The 16,615-nt window shown below is 71.0% G+C and carries 15 protein-coding genes; 6 read left to right on the top strand and 9 right to left on the bottom strand.

What is annotated here, in order from left to right:
- Positions 1-33: 33 nt before the first annotated feature.
- The 6 genes from pgm to J2S57_RS10175 all read right to left on the bottom strand — a co-directional run bounded on the left by pgm (position 34) and on the right by J2S57_RS10175 (position 6,278).
- Positions 34-1,671, bottom strand: a complete 1,638-nt coding sequence (gene pgm, locus J2S57_RS10200) for a phosphoglucomutase (alpha-D-glucose-1,6-bisphosphate-dependent) (RefSeq protein ID WP_307240928.1) — start codon at positions 1,669-1,671, stop codon at positions 34-36.
- A gap of 258 nt (positions 1,672-1,929) precedes the next feature.
- Positions 1,930-2,397, bottom strand: a complete 468-nt coding sequence (locus J2S57_RS10195) for a RodZ family helix-turn-helix domain-containing protein (RefSeq protein WP_307240926.1) — start codon at positions 2,395-2,397, stop codon at positions 1,930-1,932.
- Between the two features lie 92 nt (positions 2,398-2,489).
- Entirely contained in the window at positions 2,490-3,695 is a 1,206-nt protein-coding gene (locus J2S57_RS10190) for an aminoglycoside phosphotransferase family protein (RefSeq protein WP_307240924.1), read from the bottom strand.
- 2 nt (positions 3,696-3,697) lie between these two features.
- Positions 3,698-4,366, bottom strand: a complete 669-nt coding sequence (locus J2S57_RS10185) for a response regulator transcription factor (RefSeq protein WP_307240922.1) — start codon at positions 4,364-4,366, stop codon at positions 3,698-3,700.
- A complete protein-coding gene (locus J2S57_RS10180) occupies positions 4,363-5,892 on the bottom strand; it encodes a sensor histidine kinase (protein WP_307240920.1) in 1,530 nt (509 codons plus the stop codon). Before J2S57_RS10180 ends, J2S57_RS10185 begins: the two co-directional genes overlap by 4 nt.
- Positions 5,893-5,894: 2 nt before the next feature.
- Positions 5,895-6,278: a hypothetical protein gene (locus tag J2S57_RS10175; RefSeq protein WP_307240918.1), complete on the bottom strand. Its 384-nt coding sequence runs from the start codon at positions 6,276-6,278 to the stop codon at positions 5,895-5,897.
- A 227-nt stretch (positions 6,279-6,505) separates the two neighbouring features.
- On the opposite strand from J2S57_RS10175, the gene J2S57_RS10170 reads away from it, so the two are divergent.
- The gene (locus J2S57_RS10170) at positions 6,506-7,393 is read left to right on the top strand and encodes an Fpg/Nei family DNA glycosylase (RefSeq protein WP_307240916.1); all 888 of its coding nucleotides are present in this window, start codon (positions 6,506-6,508) and stop codon (positions 7,391-7,393) included.
- Between the two features lie 78 nt (positions 7,394-7,471).
- On the opposite strand, the gene J2S57_RS10165 is transcribed toward J2S57_RS10170, so the two are convergent.
- Together J2S57_RS10165 and J2S57_RS10160 are read right to left on the bottom strand one after the other, a co-directional pair.
- A complete protein-coding gene (locus J2S57_RS10165; protein ID WP_307240914.1) occupies positions 7,472-9,202 on the bottom strand; it encodes a hypothetical protein in 1,731 nt (576 codons plus the stop codon).
- Between the two features lie 144 nt (positions 9,203-9,346).
- Positions 9,347-9,832, bottom strand: coding sequence for an SSI family serine proteinase inhibitor (locus J2S57_RS10160; RefSeq protein WP_307240912.1), 486 nt, complete (start codon positions 9,830-9,832; stop codon positions 9,347-9,349).
- Positions 9,833-10,088: 256 nt separating this feature from the next.
- On the opposite strand from J2S57_RS10160, the gene J2S57_RS10155 reads away from it, so the two are divergent.
- From J2S57_RS10155 to J2S57_RS10140, 4 genes are all read left to right on the top strand, one after another.
- Entirely contained in the window at positions 10,089-10,451 is a 363-nt protein-coding gene (locus tag J2S57_RS10155; RefSeq protein WP_307240910.1) for a rhodanese-like domain-containing protein, read from the top strand.
- The gene (locus J2S57_RS10150; RefSeq protein WP_307240908.1) at positions 10,429-12,762 is read left to right on the top strand and encodes a transketolase C-terminal domain-containing protein; all 2,334 of its coding nucleotides are present in this window, start codon (positions 10,429-10,431) and stop codon (positions 12,760-12,762) included. Before J2S57_RS10155 ends, J2S57_RS10150 begins: the two co-directional genes overlap by 23 nt.
- Entirely contained in the window at positions 12,762-13,145 is a 384-nt protein-coding gene (locus J2S57_RS10145; protein ID WP_307240906.1) for a hypothetical protein, read from the top strand. The genes J2S57_RS10150 and J2S57_RS10145 overlap by 1 nt, the downstream gene beginning before the upstream one ends.
- 97 nt (positions 13,146-13,242) lie before the next feature.
- Positions 13,243-14,460: an ATP-binding protein gene (locus J2S57_RS10140; RefSeq protein ID WP_307240903.1), complete on the top strand. Its 1,218-nt coding sequence runs from the start codon at positions 13,243-13,245 to the stop codon at positions 14,458-14,460.
- Positions 14,461-14,541: 81 nt separating this feature from the next.
- On the opposite strand, the gene J2S57_RS10135 is transcribed toward J2S57_RS10140, so the two are convergent.
- Positions 14,542-15,825, bottom strand: a complete 1,284-nt coding sequence (locus tag J2S57_RS10135; RefSeq protein WP_307240901.1) for a DUF445 domain-containing protein — start codon at positions 15,823-15,825, stop codon at positions 14,542-14,544.
- 191 nt (positions 15,826-16,016) lie between these two features.
- Here J2S57_RS10135 and J2S57_RS10130 point away from each other — a divergent pair, with 191 nt between their 5' ends.
- Complete coding sequence (locus J2S57_RS10130) at positions 16,017-16,565, top strand: YceI family protein (RefSeq protein WP_307240899.1); 549 nt, start codon at positions 16,017-16,019, stop codon at positions 16,563-16,565.
- Positions 16,566-16,615: the final 50 nt, after the last annotated feature.

Below are 16,615 nucleotides of genomic sequence, written 5' to 3'. Positions count from 1 at the left end.
GTCTGGGTCGACGTCATCTTCATCCTCGAGCTCTTACAGGACGGCGGACACCAAATCCTTCGCGGCCTGCTGCACCTGGGCGAGGTGCTCAGGGCCCCGGTAGGACTCGGCGTAGATCTTGTACACGTCCTCCGTACCGGACGGGCGCGCGGCGAACCACGCACTCTCCGTGCTGACCTTGAGCCCGCCGATCGCCGCGCCGTTGCCGGGCGCCGCGGTGAGCGTGGCCGTGATCGGTTCGCCGGCCAGCTCGGTGGCGGTGACCTGCTCGGGCGACAACTTCGCTAGAACGGCTTTCTGTTCCCGGCTCGCCGGGGCGTCGATGCGCGCGTACACCGGGTCACCGTGCTTCTCGACCAGGTCGGCGTACAGGCGGCTCGGTGTCCGGCCCGTCTTCACGGTGATCTCGCTGCCCAGCAGGGCCAGCAGGATGCCGTCCTTGTCGGTGCTCCAGACCGAGCCGTCGTGGCGCAGGAACGACGCGCCGGCCGACTCCTCGCCCCCGAACCCGACCGAGCCGTCGAGCAGGCCGGGCACGAACCACTTGAAGCCCACCGGGACCTCGACCAGCCTGCGGCCCAGGTCGGCGGCGACCCGGTCGATCATCGACGACGACACCAGGGTCTTGCCGATACCCGCCTGGGGCGACCACCCCGTCCGTGACTGGAAGAGGTAGTTGATCGCGACGGCCAGATAGTGGTTCGGGTTCATCAGCCCGCCGTCGGGCGTGACGATGCCGTGGCGGTCGGAGTCCGCGTCGTTGCCGGTCGCGATGTCGTAGCGGTCTTTCGCGCCGATCAGCGAGGCCATCGCGGAAGGGGACGAGCAGTCCATGCGGATCTTGCCGTCCCAGTCGAGCGTCATGAACCGGAACGTGGCGTCGACCAGCGGGTTGACGACCTCGAGGTTGAGCCGGTGGCGCTGCGCGATCTCGCCCCAGTAGGCCACCGCGGCACCACCGAGCGGGTCGGCGCCGATGTGCAGGCCGTGCTCGCGGATCGCGTCGAGGTCGAGGATGCTCGGCAGGTCGTCGACGTAGGTGCCGAGGAAGTCGTAGCGGCCCGTGGTCTCGGCCTTCAGGGCCTTCTCGAACGGAATTCGCTTCACCCCGGCCAGTTTCGCGGCCAGCAGCTCGTTGGCGCGGTTCGCGATCCAGCCGGTGGCGTCGGTGTCGGCGGGGCCGCCGTGCGGCGGGTTGTACTTGAAACCGCCGTCCTGCGGAGGGTTGTGGGACGGGGTGACGACGATGCCGTCGGCCCTCGTGTCGTCGGTGCGGCCCCTGTTGTAGGTCAGGATCGCGTGTGACACCGCCGGGGTCGGCGTGTAGCCGTCGCGGTCGTCGATCAGCGTCTGCACGCCGTTGGCGGCGAGCACCTCGAGCGCGCTGGCCCAGGCCGGCTCGGACAGGGCGTGCGTGTCGCGGCCGATGAACAGCGGGCCGGTGATGCCCTGGCCGGTGCGGTAGTCGACGATCGCCTGCGTGGTGGCGACGATGTGCGCCTCGTTGAACGAGCCGTTGAGGCTGGTGCCGCGGTGTCCGCTGGTACCGAAGGAGACTCGCTGGCTGACCTCGGACGGGTCGGGCTGCACGGTGTAGTAGCTGGTCACGACGTGGGCGACGTCGATGAGATCTTCCGGTTTCGCCGGCTGGCCGGCCCGGTCGTGTGACATGAGTCCTCCTGACGGCGCGTTTCCCCGTCTGGAGGCTAGTCGATGGCCTGTCCCGGGCGGCCCCCGCCCACCGCTGTCTTCGCCACGTGTTCATCGGGCGTGGGGCGTGGGGCTGGGAGCGAGGGGGGCGTCGGGTTCGGGGTCGTCGGCCCCCGTGACAACCGTTTCGCGCGGACGGGCGTGCCCCGGGTGAGCGGGCTCTGTCCGGGGCGCGGAGCCGGGGCGACTGGTCGTCACGGGGCCGATGGACGCCTGACCTCAGTCGTTCGGGGTGTTCGCCGTGTTGGTGTCGTCAGCGGTGTTGGTGTCGTTCGGCGTGTTCACGTCGTTCGCGGTGTTCACGTCGTCTGCGGTGTTCACGTCGTCAGCGGTGTCGGTGTCGTTCGGCGTGTTGTCCTGGTCGTTCGGGGTGTCGGCGGTGTTGCTGGTGTTCGAGGTGTCCACGTCGTTCGTGTCGTTCGGCGTGTTGTCCTGGTCGTTCGGGGTGTCCGCCGTGTTGCTGGTGTTCGCGGTGTCGACGCCCTGGGTCGCCGAGTCCTGGGTCGCCGGGCTTGAGGACGTGGTGGTCGCCCCGGTCGCGCCCGGTTCCGTCGTGCTGGTGGCGGCTACCGGGGCGCGGTCTTTCAGGTCGGGGGAGCCGTCGGCCATCGCGGCTCCGGCGGTCGCGGCGCTGACACCCAGCACCGCGGCGGTTCCGACGATGACCCAGTTCTTCCGGACCTTCATAATCTTGCCTCCGCTGCTCTCGGGACTTCCTTGATGGGAAGTACTTTTCCGAGCGCGGGTGAGGCCACCAGGAGAATCTGATTAAGCGGTTCTCATGCGCTCGGGCGGCCCTCGAGCACGTCTTCGATGCGGTCGAGCAGGCGGCTCGTGGCGGCCTCCCAGTTCGGCCGCTGCACCCGGTGCGGGCCGGTGGCCAGGCTCATCAGCACCCCGGCGGTGCGCAGGCGCAGCTGCGCCGGATCGGTGCGGGTGGCGAAGACCGGGTGCCAGAGCCGGGACATGGCCTGCGAACGGGCGGCGTGCCGGGTCGAGCTCAGGGCCAGTGCCTCGCAGTGCGCCAGGGCGGTGGCCAGGTCGTCGGCGCGGGAACCGGGACCCACCGTGTCGACGTCGAGAAGCCCGACGACGACGCCCTTCTCGTCGACCATCATCTGCGCCTCGTAGAAGTCGCCGTGGGTCGGGTCGCTGCCCGGATCGGCGTCTTTCAGCCCGCCGGCCACCACCCGTGAGAGCTGCCGCGCCCGCTCGGCCTCGGCGGGCAGCGAGCGGCCGATCAGCTCGGCGTACTGCGGGGCGCGCCGGCTCCAGGGGCGCCGCCGGTTCAGGCCGAGCACCCCGACCGGGAAACGGTCGAGCACCGAGAGCACGTCGTGCGGATCGGGCAGCCCGGCAGTCAGGTCGGGCCCCTCGGTCATCAGGCGGCGGCGCAGCGGGGTGCCCGGCAGGTTCTCCAGCACGAGCAGCCCGTCGTCGGTCCAGCCCAGGCTGTGCGGCACGGGAACACCTGCGTTGTAGAGCATCTCGTGACGCCGGTGCAGCGCCTCGACCTCGCCGGGCGGCAGCACCTTGGCGTAGAGCACACCCCCGGCCGCGCTCACCCGGATCACCGCGCGGCGTTTCGGCCGGTACGACACCACCTCGGTGCGCAGGCCGGAGGCGTCGATGCCGAACGAGCGCAGCAGAGCGGTGAGGGCGCGGGGACGCATGGCGGTGGTCAGGCCGGGCAGGCCCGGGTCGTCGGGCAGACGCCAGACACAGACCCGGTTCTGGCCGTCGGACAGGGTGAGAGTGCCTGGTACGGAGGGCGGGTCGTCGTCCGGGGCGAGAGAGGAGGCGCCGAGCACGTCGTCGGTGCGCCCTGACGGCCACTGGACCGTGGCCTGGTAGGCGACCGTGGTGACCTCGCCCCGGTGATCGACCTGGGTGACGCGCCAGTGCTCGAGATGACCGCCCGCGGTGGAGAGCGCCGCCTCGAGCAGTTCGCCCGCATCGGGCCCGGTGAGCATGTCCAGCGCCATCGTCAAACCACCTCGACGAGTCGGTAACCCATCCCTCGAACGGTCTCGAACCATTGCGCACCAAGCTTTTTGCGCAGGTAACGGACATAGACGTCGACCACGTTGGAGCCCGGGTCGAAATCGTAACCCCACACGTGGCTGAGCAACTGCTCGCGGCTCAGCACCTGTCCAGGATGTCGGATGAACGTCTCCGCGAGCGCGAACTCCCGTGCGGACAATTCAACTGTCCTACCCTCGACGGCGGCCCGGCGGCTGCGCAGATCGAGGGCGAGACCGCCGTGGGTCAGCACCGTGAGCTCCGGTTCGCGCGGGTCCTCGCGCAGCCGCAGCCGGATGCGGGCGAGCAGCTCCTCGAAACGGAAGGGCTTGGACATGTAGTCGTCGGCCCCTCCCTCCAGTCCCGCCACCGTGTCGGTGATCGACTGCCGGGCGGTCAGGATGATCACCGGCATCGTGCTGCGTTCGGCCCGCAGGCGCTTCAGCACCTCGAACCCGTCCAGGCCGGGCAGCCCGATGTCGAGCACCAGCAGGTCGAACTCGCCGGTGCAGGCGTAGTCCAGGGCGCTGACGCCGTCCGCGACCACCGTCGGGGTGAAACCGGCGGCGCGCAGGCCCTTCGAGACGAACGAGGCGATGCGGTCCTCGTCCTCGGCCACCAGGATCCGGTTCACGGCACCTCCTGTGCGATGGGGATCGTTGTCGCGGACGCGGGAACGGGCGTCCGGGGGAGAGTCAGGGTGAAGACGGCACCCGGTTGCCCGGGCGGTGAGGTGAGGGCGACGCTGCCCTCGTGAGCGGCGGCGATCGCGCCGACGATGGCCAGGCCCAGCCCGGATCCCTCGATCCGGCGGGAGTCGCCCCCTCGACCGAACCGCTCGAAGATGCGCTGCGCGTCCTCCTCGGACACCCCCGAACCGGTGTCACGCACCCACAGGTCCACCACGTCCCCCGTCGACCGGCTCCCGAAGGCGATGACCTGGTCCTCGGTCGTGTACTTGACCGCGTTGTGTGCGAGCTGGAGCAGGCCCTGCGTGATGCGCTGAGGATCGGCGTCGATCCAGGCACTGGTCTGCTCGTCGAGCCGCCAGTCCCGCACGGCCAGGCCGACCGCCTTGTCGAGTGCGTCCGTCATCAGTTCGTCGACGGCCACCGGCTCGCGGCGCACGAAGTCGGGACGCCTCGACTGGGCCAGCAGGATCAGGTCCTGCACCAGGCGGGCCATCCGGTCGAGCTCGTCCAGCACCAGGGCGCGGGTCTCCTCGACGTCGGCCGGGTCGTGTGCGGCCATCAGTTCCAGGTGCCCGCGAATGATGGTGATCGGGGTCTTCAGCTCGTGGCCGGCGTCGTCCAGGAACTCCTGCTGGGCGCGGAACGCGTGCTCCAGCCGGTCGAGCATGTGGTTGAACGTGGCCGCGATCTCGCTGACGTCGTCTTTGCCGGTGACCTCGAGGCGCTCGGTGAGGTCGGTGTGCGAGATGCGGTCGGCGGTGGTGCGCAGCTGGCGCAGGGGACGCAGCAGCCGGCCCGCGACCACCCAGCCGACCAGTCCGACGACCACCAGCGAGGCCAGGGACACCACGGCGAAGCGCTGCGCGATCTGGGTGATCTCCTGGTGGTTGCGCTCGAGGCTCTGGGCCACCACGTAGATGCCGACGGTGTTGCTGCCCTCGACCGAGACCGGCACGGCGGCGTAGCGGATGCGCCCGGCGCGGGTCTCGATCTCGCGTAGCTCGACCGGGGCGTCGGACCGGAGGGCCGCCACGGCGGCCACGAGCGCGGGCTCCTCCTCGAGGTTCACGAACCGCTCACTGCTGGGGACGAACTGAGGACGCCCGTCCACCATGGTCAGGAACGTCTCGTCGCGGTCGGGGGCCTGTTTCTGGATGGCCGAGCGCAGCAGGGACGCCACCGACGTGAACGCCTTGCCGGTGCTCGGGTCGGTGGGCGTGCCGGAGGCGGGCTGGGCGATGTCGCGGAACTCCTGGACCTCGGTGGACAGGGCCGAGTTCACCCGGTCGTCGAGGGCGTTGCGCTGCATGATGACGATGCTCGTGCCGGCCCCCAGCATGCCCAGTGCGGTGAGCACGAGCACGGTGGCGAGGATGCGGGTGCGCACGCCGATGGTGGGACGTCGGAACGTCCGGCGCGCCGGACGCGCTCGGACGCCGGACGGCAGTGGCGAGGTCGGGACGGTCATCGTCAGTCATCATCGCTGTCGTCGGAGTCGTCGTCACCGTCCTCGTCGGGCTCGTCCTCGTCCGGCTCGTCTTCGTCGGGCTCGTTCTCGTCGTCATCGTCGCCCGCGTTCTGCGGGGCGGGGACGGCGACCCGGTCGGCCCGGTCGTCACCGTCGTCGGCCTCGTCCTTCTCCGCGTCGGGCGTGGCCACCGGGGTGCTGGACGCGGTGACGTCCTTCGGGGTGGGGACGACGCCCGGCGCCTCGGCGTCGAGGCTCGCCACCACGGCGGGACCCAGCTGCTCACCCGGACCCGCGGCGCTCGTGGAAGCGGCCGCGACCACGGGCACGGCCAGCCCGGCGGCGCCCAGCAGCACGGCGGTGATCAGCAGATGACGTCGTCCCATGCTGCCAGCGTGATGGGAGAAGAATGAGAGGACATGAGAGCCGGATGAGAGGGCTCTCATGTTGAGCGCGCGGACAGAGCCCGCCCACCCCCGACCTTCGGCCGGGAGGCGTCCCCACCGGTGAGAACACCGAGGCGAACCCGAAAGGTTGAGGCACCACCACGTCCGCCATCGGCACCTTCACGAAACTGTGGCCGCGCGGCCCGACCCGAGGCAGACTGGAACGCGTGCCTGAGCTGCCGGAAGTCGAGGCCCTCGCCGGATTCCTGCGAGAGCGCCTGGTGGGCCGCGCCGTCGACGGCGTCGAGATCGGCGCGATCAGCGCCCTGAAGACCTACGACCCGCAACCCTCGGCGCTGCAGGGGCTGACGGTCACGAAGGTCGATCGGCACGGCAAGTTCCTGGACGTGGACGCCGACGGTCTGCACCTGATCTTCCACCTGGCCCGGGGCGGCTGGCTGCGCTGGAACGACACCGCCCCCAAGACCACCCTCAAGCCCGGCAAGAGCCCGCTCGCCCTGCGCATGCGCTTCTCGCCGAACCTCGACACACCCGACGACGACTCCACCCCGAGCTTCGACCTGACCGAGGCGGGCACCAAGAAACGCCTGGCGATCTACGTGGTGCGCGAACCCGGTGAGGTGCCCGGCATCAAGACGCTGGGGCCCGATCCGCTGTCCGCGGACTTCACCCTCGACACCTTCAAGGGCATCGTCGGGGGCAAGAACCAGCAGATCAAGGGCCTGCTGCGCGACCAGGGCACGATTGCCGGCGTGGGTAACGCGTACAGCGACGAGGTGCTGCACGCAGCCCGCACGTCGCCGTTCGCGATCGCCTCCAAACTCACCGACGAGCAGGTCGCCACCCTGTACGAGGCCCTGCAGGGCACGCTGCGCTCGGCCATCGCGGCGGCCGCGGGCAAGCCCGCCAAGGAGCTGAAAGACGCCAAGCGCCAGGGGCTCGCCGTGCACGCCCGCACCGGCGAGAAGTGCCCCGTCTGCGGTGACGTGGTGCGCGAGGTGTCGTTCGCCGACTCGTCGCTGCAGTACTGCGCCACCTGCCAGACCGGCGGCAAGATCCTCGCCGACCGGCGGATGTCCCGACTGCTGAAGTGATCGGCCACCGGCCGAAACCGGCCAGGTTGACGAAAAGGGCCCCGTCCCGACCGGGACGGGGCCCTCTCGAGGTGGGTGCTACTTGACGGCCAGCGACACCAGCTGCGTGTAGGTGGTCACGCTGCCGGGCAGGCGCGTGGCCCGGGTGCTGCTGACCGAGCCGCCGGTGGGGGTGTCGAGGTCGATGCGGCTGACCACCGAGTCGTTCTGGGGAGTGGCCCGCAGCTGCTTGAAAAGACTGTCGAGAGAGGTTGGTTCGCTCTCGGCAGTGCTGTTGGACAGGCCGTCGGACAGGGTGAGCGTGCCGACGTAGCCGCTCGTCTTCTTCGGCACGGCCACGGTGACCGGCACGGTGACGGTCTTGCTGCTGCGGTAGGCCGTGAGCGTGGCCCGCAGCGGCACCACCCCGCCGGCGCTGACGCGCTGCTCGCCCCGCAGGGCCACCCACTTGCCCTGCTTCTTCACCTCGACCTTGCTGACCCGGTACTGCTTCACGTCGCTCGAGACCGTGCCGGTGACCGAGATGCCGGTGATGTTCACGTCTTCGAAGCTCTGGCTCACCAGCGGCAGCAGCAGGAAGTAGAGGCTGTCGGCGGTGGTGTAACCGATGTCGGACGCGTCGGCGAAGTGGTCGCTGCGGGTCAGGGTGAAGGGCTTGCCGCCGGCCCGGGTGCCCTTGACGGTGATCGTGACGGCGGTGGAGCCGCCGCCCTGGCTGCCGAGGGCCTTCGAGACCGCGCTCTGCAGGTGCAGCGCCGCGATGTCGGCGGCGTAGGGCTGGTAGACGCCGACCGTGGTGCCGGTGACGGTCGCACCCCCGGCGTTCTTGAACGAGGTGGTGATCGGGTATTCGTGCGGCGGGGTCTCGCCCAGGGTGCTGCGCAGGCCGAGCGTGCTGTCGCGGGTGACCGTGCCGACCACACCGCCCGCGTTGCCGACCTTGAACGGCCCGTTCGTGGCGTCGGGCTGCACCAGCACGGCGGTGGCCGGGTGCACGCTGAACTCGACCTTGCCGGTGCCCAGGAACGGGTGGCCGAACGCCACCGCGGTGCCGTCGCAGACGTAGGTGGTGGTGCCCAGGCCGGTGAGTGAGACGTCGCCGTACGACAGGGCCGCCGCGTAGTTGGACCCGGCGAAGATCTCACTGGCGGACGCGGTGGCCCGGGGAGCGATGCGGGCTCCACCCGAGCGGACGGCGGTGCCGCTGCCGGCGGCGATGCTCTTCAGGAACCGGCCGGTGTTGCGCGTGGCCAGGCCGGAGGCGCTGACCGGCACCGGGAGCCGTTCGAAACCCTTGGCGGCCAGGGCTTTCGACACCTCGCCGGTTCTCGCCAGGCGGGCGGCCCGGGCGTCGGAGACCCGGATGCGGGAGGCGCCGGAGACGGTGCGCAGCGACAGCAGGTCGGCGGCCGGGGTGATGCCGGCGATCTTCGTCGACGCGGCCAGGCCGTAGGAGATCGAGCCGATCAGCCGGCCGTCGGCGGCGTAGACCGGGGAGCCGGACATGCCCGCCCAGACCCCACCCGCCCGCTGCAGCGCCGGTGAGTCGACCTCGGCCATGATCATGTCGATGCCCGGGGCGATGCCGTCGTTCACCCGGCCCAGCACCGTGGCGGTGAAGCTGTCGGGGGTGGTGCCCCGCTCGACGGTGTAGCCGGTGCCGCTCACCCCGTCGACCGCGTCGGCGGTGGGGAACGCCGTCGGGCAGTCGGTGGCCGCGGCCGACGACGATGCCGCGGGCAGTGCGACGAGCAGGCCGGAAACTGCTGCGGCCACGGCGAGCCCGCTCGCCGCCCGGGACTTGGACATGGTGCCCCCACTGATCCGGAGCAAGGACGGCCCCCACTCGGTGTGAGCAACCATATGCCCTCAGTAGCGGCGTGAAAACACCTCTTTCAGGCCGTTCACGCTCGATATCGGCTACTGGTGAGGCTTTTCAGGTACGAATGGGGCCTAAGCGCCGGAAGTTCTCGGGAGCAGTGGGGCCAGTGCTTCCCAGCGGGAGATCTGGCAGCCATCGGTGCGGCTGAACGAGGCGTCGACCTTCTCGCCCTTCCAGGTGCCGGTGATCGTGGCGGTCTGCTCGCCGCCGAAGATCTGGGTGCACATCTGGTCGGCCGCGACCGGGGGCAGCGACTGCTCGCCGTTCTTCTCCAGGGCGGCGCAGGCGGCTGCGGCGTCGGGGTGGGTGCCGCCCACCGGGTCGCAGGTGAGGGTCCAGGTGGTTTTCTCGCCGTCGACGACGGTGACGGTGAGGTCGGTGCTCGGGCTCGGTGCGTCCTGGGGGGTCACGGTGTCCTCCGGGGAGTCGGAGCCGCACCCGCTCAGACCGGCGAGCGCGACCGTCAGCAGGGCGGCGGCCGGCAGGGCGCGTCGCGTCGGGGCCGGGCGCCGGAAGCGTTCAGGCTGGGCCCGGTGGGCGAATCGGTGAAGGTCCACGGTCGCATCCTTTCGTGCGTGAGGCCTCGGTCTCGGCTTGTCTGCGTACGGGTCTTGGACGCGTGCGGTGGCGGCACGGTTCCGTGTCGGGTTTTGCCCGGTTGTCTCCGCCGTTCTGCCCGACGCGCGGCGCCGTTCTGCCCTGGTGCGTCCCGTCGTTCGACCCGGGGTGTCCGCCGATCACCCCAGGGGCCGCTCCGACACTCCGCCGACAGGCCACCCTCGACGTGCCGGATACCGCTACCGGCCTGAGAGGATGAACGAACCCGACAGCCCCCAGGAGGTACTGATGTTCCCGCCGCAGGTTCCCTCGGTGGATCCCACGCAGGTGCCCGCCGAGGCCTCGATCCTCGACGTGCGCGAGATCGACGAGTGGGAGGCCGGGCACATCGCCGGCGCGCTCCACATCCCCCTCGCCGAGCTTCCCGCCCGCACCGGCGACCTCCCGGAGGGCGACCTCTACGTGATCTGCCGGTCCGGGGGCCGCTCCGCGCGGGCCGTCGGCTGGCTCGAGCAGAACGGTTTCGACGCCGTCAACGTCAGCGGCGGCATGGGCGCCTGGCAGGCGACCGGCCGCGACATGGTGAGCGAGACCGGTGAAGCACCCACGGTTCGCTGACGAGGGGCCGCTCCGGACGATCACCGACCTGGGCGAGCCCGGACCGGGCGCGGAGCTGGTCGACCACCTGGGCCCGGTGCTGGCCGGGCTGGCCGACATCGAGCAGACCGCACCGGCTCCGCTGCAGACCCCCGACGACGTCCTCGTCCCGGTCGACGGCACCGACGACGAGGCCCCGCTCGAGGCCCTGCGCGCCGACCTCGCCGATCTCTTCGAGGCCCAGGCCGCCAGCCGCTGGCTCGACGTGGCCGCGCGCCGGATGGCCGCGGCCGGGCTGGGCTCGTTCACCGTGGCCAGTGCCGGTCACGAGGGCAACGCCGCCGTGGCGATGGCGCTGCGCAGCAACGACCCGGCCCTGCTGCACACCCGTTCCACCGCGTTCTACCTTGCCCGCCTGGCCTCGGCCGGGCTCGACGACGGCATCGCCGCGGTCGCCCACGGCCTGGCGGGCAACGTCGAGCAGCCCGCCGGTGGCGGCCGCCGCCCCACCCCGGCCCATCCCGACGTCGCCGTGCTGCCCTCGCCGGGCACCCCGGCCGGTCACCTCCCCCGTGCTCTCGGCCTGGCCTGGACCATCGGCCGCGCCAAGGGCTCCAAAGGTCGCTCCATCCGGCTGAACTGGCCCACCGACGCGGTCGCGGTGGCCAGCTTCGGCGACGGCACCGCCGGTCACGGCACCGCGCTGGGCGCGGTCAACACCGCCTGCTGGGCCTCGAAACAGGGCGTGCCACTGCCCCTGCTGCTGGTCTGCGAAGACAACTCGCTGGGCTACTCCACCTCCAGCCCGCCCGGCTGGATCCACTCGATGCTGGGCACCCGCGAGGGTCTGCGTTACTTCCACGCCGACACCGCGGGCGACGCGTCCACCCTCTTCGCCACCGCCCGCCGGGCGGTCGAGACGGCCCGCGCCCACCGGCGTCCCGTATTGCTGCACCTGACCTGCGTGCGCATCGGGGGCCACAGCGGGGCCGACGACGAGCGCCGCTACCGCCGTGACGACCGCATCCGCGCCGACCTGCAGCGCGACCCGCTCGTCGCCACCATGAAAGCCCTGGTCCGGCACGGTGTGATGACCGGTGACGAGGTCGCCGACCGGCTGCTGGTTCTCCGTGACCGGGTCGCCTCCGCGCTGGAGGACGCCACCCACCGGGCCCGTCCCATGAGTTCGGCCGAGGTCATGGCCCCGCTGTCGAAGCGCCGCCCGGCCGTGGTCGGGATGGCCGCGGCCCGCGACGCCGTGGGCGGCCGCCGCGAGGAGGCCTTCGGCGGCAAGCTCCCCGAGAAAGACGGCCCGCTCACCCTGGCCGAGTCGATCAACCGGGCCCTGCTCGACGCCGCGATCGCGCACCCGGGCGTGGTGGTGATGGGCCGCGACGTGGCCCGGGCCGGCGGTCTGCACGGCGTGACCCGGGGCCTGCTCCAGAAGCTCGGCCCGGGGCAGGTCACCGACACCGCCCCGCACGCGCATTCGATCCTGGGCCTGGCGATGGGGGCGGCGGTGAGCGGGCAGCTGCCGATCGTCGAGCTCGGCCTCGACGACCTGCACGCCGCCGAAGAGCTGCTGCGCTCCGAAATCGCCACGTTGGCCTTCAGTTCCAACGGCGCCTACCGCAACCCGATGGTGCTGCGCGTGCCCGGCCTGGGTTACCACGACGGTTTCGGCGGGGCGATCGGCGTCGACAACGCGCTCGGCGGGCTGCGCGACATCCCCGGCCTGGTCATCGCCGCACCTTCGCACCCCTCGCAGGCCCCGCCGCTGCTGCGCACCTGCCTGGCGGCGGCCGAGGCCGACGGCACGGTCAGCCTGATGCTCGAGCCGGTGGCGCTCTACCACGAGAACGACGTGGTCTCCGAGGGCGACGGCGGCTGGCTCGCGCCCTACGCGCCGCCCGCCGAGTGGGGTCCGCTGCACGCCTCGATCGGGCGGGCCGTGGTGCACGGTGCCGGCAACGACCTCACGATCGCGGCCTACGGCAACGGTTTACGCATGGCCATGCGCGCGGCGGCCGAGCTGGAAGGTGAGGGCATCGGCTGCCGGGTGGTCGATCTGCGGTGGCTGGCTCCCCTGCCGGTGGACGACGTGGTCGCCGCCGCATCGATCACCCGTCACCTGCTGATCGTCGACGAGACCCGTTCCGGCGGAGGGGTTTCCGAGGCCCTGGTGACCGGCGTGCTGGAGGCCGGGTTCGACGGCCGGCTGGCCCGGGTGACGGCGAAGGACAGTCCCCTCCCGCCCGGTCCGGCCGCGCAGTACCTGCAGCTCACGCAGCAGCGCATCCTGACCACGGCCCGGGCCCTCTGCGATGACTGATGACTGAGGTCGTCCTGGTGGTCGACGTCGCCAACGTGATGGGCAGCCGGCCGGACGGCTGGTGGCGCGACCGGCTGGGTGCGGCCACCCGGCTGATGGGGGAGCTCGCGGCGCTCACCGAGCTCGAAGGCCGGCACCTGACCAGGATTCTCGCCGTCGTGGAGGGTAAGGCCAAGGGGGCCGGTGCACCCGAACCGGTCGAGGTCGTCCGGGCCACCGCCGACGGTGACAGCACGATCGTGGCGCTGGCCGAGGAGATCGTCGCCGCCGGCCGGGTGCCTCTGGTGGCCACGGCCGACCGGGGGCTGCGGGCGCGCCTGCCCGAGGAGGCCAGGGTGATGGGTCCGGGCACCCTCCGCGCGGCCCTGGACCGAGTGGCCTGAGGCCGGGCGGTTCAGGGCGGGGCGCCGGGGTAAAACGTACATAAAACGCTATTGCTGGTTCTAGGCCAGAGCGTAGACACCCGGATACGCTCTGATGATGGATCCGGTGCGCAATCCCTACGCCCCCGGTGCCGGGCAGCGGCCGCCCGAGCTGGCGGGGCGCGACACCGAGCTCGACAGTTTCGACGTGGTGCTGGAACGCATCAGCCGGGGCCGGCCCGAACGCAGCCTGGTGCTGATCGGCCTGCGCGGCGTCGGAAAGACCGTGCTGCTCAATGCTTTGCGCTCGGCCGCGGTGCGCAAGCAGTGGGGGACGGGCAAGCTCGAGGCCCGGCCCGACACCCCTCTGCGCCGTCCGCTGGCCGCCGCCCTGCATCAGGCCGTGCGGGAGCTGGCCCCGGCCAACCGCGAAGACACCAGCCATGTGCTGGGGATCCTGAAATCCTTTGCGCTGAAAGAGGTTCCGGCCAAGACCAAGACCACCCTGCGCGACCGCTGGCAGCCCGGCATCGACGTGCCCGCGGTGCCCGGCCGCGCCGACTCCGGTGACATCGAGATCGACCTGGTCGAGCTGTTCACCGACATCGCCGGGGTGGCGGCCGGCGCCGGGCGGGGCATCGCGGTGTTCATCGACGAGATGCAAGACCTGCTGCCCGACGACGTCTCGGCGCTCTGCGCGGCCTGTCACGAGCTGGGTCAGCAGGGTCTGCCCCTGGTGGTGGTCGGTGCCGGTCTGCCGCACCTGCCCGCGGTGCTCTCGGCCAGCAAGTCCTACTCCGAGCGGCTCTTTCGTTACGCCCGCATCGACCGGCTCGATCCGGAGGCCGCCGCCCGGGCCCTGCGCTCGCCCGCACAGGAAGAGGGTGCGGACTTCACCGAAGAGGCCCTGGCCGCGATGTACGAGGTCACGGCCGGGTACCCGTACTTCATCCAGGCCTACGGCAAGGGCGCGTGGGATGTCGCGCCGCGCACGCCGATCACCGCCGACGACGTGAAAGTGGCCGCCCCGGAGGCCGAGGCCGAGCTCGCGGTGGGCTTCTTCGGCTCCCGCTACGAGCGGGCCACCCCGGCCGAGCGGGAGTACCTGCGGGCCATGGCCGACGTCTCGGCCGATCTGCCGCCCGGTCTGTCGATGGGCGACGCGGGCGTGTCCACCTCCGAGATCGCGCTGGTGCTGGGCCGCAAGCCGCAGTCGCTGTCGCCGGCCCGCGACTCGCTGATCAAGAAGGGCCTGATCTACTCCGGTGAGCGCGGCCGGATCGCTTTCACCGTGCCGCATTTCGGGCGTTACCTCCGGCGTCAGGCTACTGATTGAAGACGCGTCGGCTGCCTGGTCGATCTATCTAGAGTTTTCGTTAGAGAGACATAGAAAGCCCCATCCTCAAGCTCTCGGGGGTCAGCTGATCAGCAGGGTGAAGGTGTGGATCACCAGGCCCGCCAGGGCCCCGACCACGGTGCCGTTGATGCGGATGAACTGCAGGTCACGGCCCACGTGCAGCTCGATGCGCTTCGAGGCGTCCACGGCGTCCCAGCGCTTCACCGTCTCGCTGATCACCGTGGCCAGCTCACCGGCGTAGTTGCGCACCACGTAGCCCACGACGTCCTGGGCGTAGGTGTCGAGACGGGCCTGCAGCGCGTGGTCGGTGGACAGGCGCTTGCCCAGGTCGGTGAGGGCGTCGACGATGCGGCGGCGCAGCTCACCCTGCGGGTCGGCGAGGGCCTCGAGCAGCATCCGGCGCACCGTCGACCACAGGGCGATCGTGGCCCTGCGCAGCTCCGGGTGCTCGAGGAGGCGCATCTTGATCGCCTCGACCTTGGCCTGGGTGTCCGGGTCGGAGCGCATGTCACGGGCCAGGCGGCGCAGCAGGTCGTCGAGCGCCTGGCGGGCCGGGTGCTGCTGGTCGGCCGCGACCTCCGAGAGCCAGCGGTGCAGCTCGTCGTAGACGCGCCGGGCGATGCGGTTGTCCACCCACTGCGGGGTCCAGCCCGGGGCCTGCTCGGTGACCAGCAGCATGATCCGGTCGGAGTTGGCCTCCAGCCAGGACCGGCCCTCGTCGAGCAGGAGGTCGACCAGGCGGCGGTGGGCACCGTCGTCGAGAATCCCGTCGAGCAGACCACCGGCCAGTGGGCTGAGCGGGATGTCGGCCGCCCGCGGCACCACGACCTGCTCGAGCATCGCGGCCACGTCGTCGTCGCGCAGCACGCTCAGCACGCCGTGTCCGGCGGTGGACAGCTCGGCCCCGACCCGCTCGGCGTGCTCCGGCTCGGCCAGCCAGCTGCCGATGCGCCGGGTCACCTCGGCCTGCCCGACCTTCTCCCGCACGATGTCCTCGGACAGGAAGTTGTCGGCGACGAACTCCTGCAGGCTCTCGCCGATCTGGTCCTTCCGCGTCGGGATGAGCGCGGTGTGCGGGATCGGGATGCCCAGCGGGTGACGGAACAGGGCGGTCACCGCGAACCAGTCGGCCAGGGCGCCGACCATCGCCGCCTCGGCCGCCGCGTTCACGAAACCGAGCACGCCGTCCTGCTTGAGGGTGGCCACGTAGATCACCGCCGCCACGGCGAGCAGCGTGGTCGCGACGGTCTTCATCCGCCGCAGCGCGACCCGGCGGCGCTCGTCGGCCTCGGTGCTGCCGGCCAACCGGGGTGACGAAGGAGGACGGACGGGAGCGACGGTCATGGATAGATCCTGACGCTTAACCCGGGCTCATGGGCATCCGAGACGACCGGAGAGGTGGCCGTTCGGCCAAGAGCGGGAATTAATCCGCGCCGGACTGGTTAGGTGAACGTTGAATCATCTAGGGTTCAACCAGCAACGCCGCTCCACCCCCGCCGGGCCGCGAGGCCCACCGACGTCCTGTGAGGTTCTTGATGAGCAACTTCCCCGCTGAGCTGACCGGCACCTGGGAGATCGACCCGGGCCACAGCACCGTTGGCTTCGCCGTGAAGCACGCCATGGTCTCCACGACCCGTGGCCACTTCGCCTCCTTCTCGGGCACCGCCGTCATCGACGCCGCCAACCCGGAGGCCTCGAGCGCCGAGCTCGAGATCGACGCCACCAGCATCCAGACCGGCAACGACCAGCGTGACGGTCACCTGCGCTCGGCCGACTTCTGGGACGCCGACAACAACCCGAAGATCACCTTCAAGAGCACCTCGGCCAAGCTCGACGGTGACGACCTGATCCTGGTCGGCGACCTCACCATCAAGGGTGTCGCCAAGCCGGTCGAGATCAAGTGGGAGTTCAACGGTCTCGCCGCCGACCCGTGGGGCGTGCAGAAGGCCGGCTTCGACGGCTCCGCGACCATCAACCGGAGCGACTGGGGCATCTCCTGGAACACCGCCCTCGAGACCGGTGGCTTCCTGATCTCGGACAAGGTCAAGCTCGTCCTCGAGATCGAGGCCAACAAGAAGGCCTGAGCTCCACCCCGTAAGACCTCGTAAGACCGTGTGACGTCGGTGGTTCCCGG

It is taken from the genome of Kineosporia succinea, assembly GCF_030811555.1.
GTDB lineage: Bacteria > Actinomycetota > Actinomycetes > Actinomycetales > Kineosporiaceae > Kineosporia > Kineosporia succinea.
Note: the sequence above shows the minus strand (reverse complement) of the source record. Positions and strands in the feature narration are given on the sequence as shown.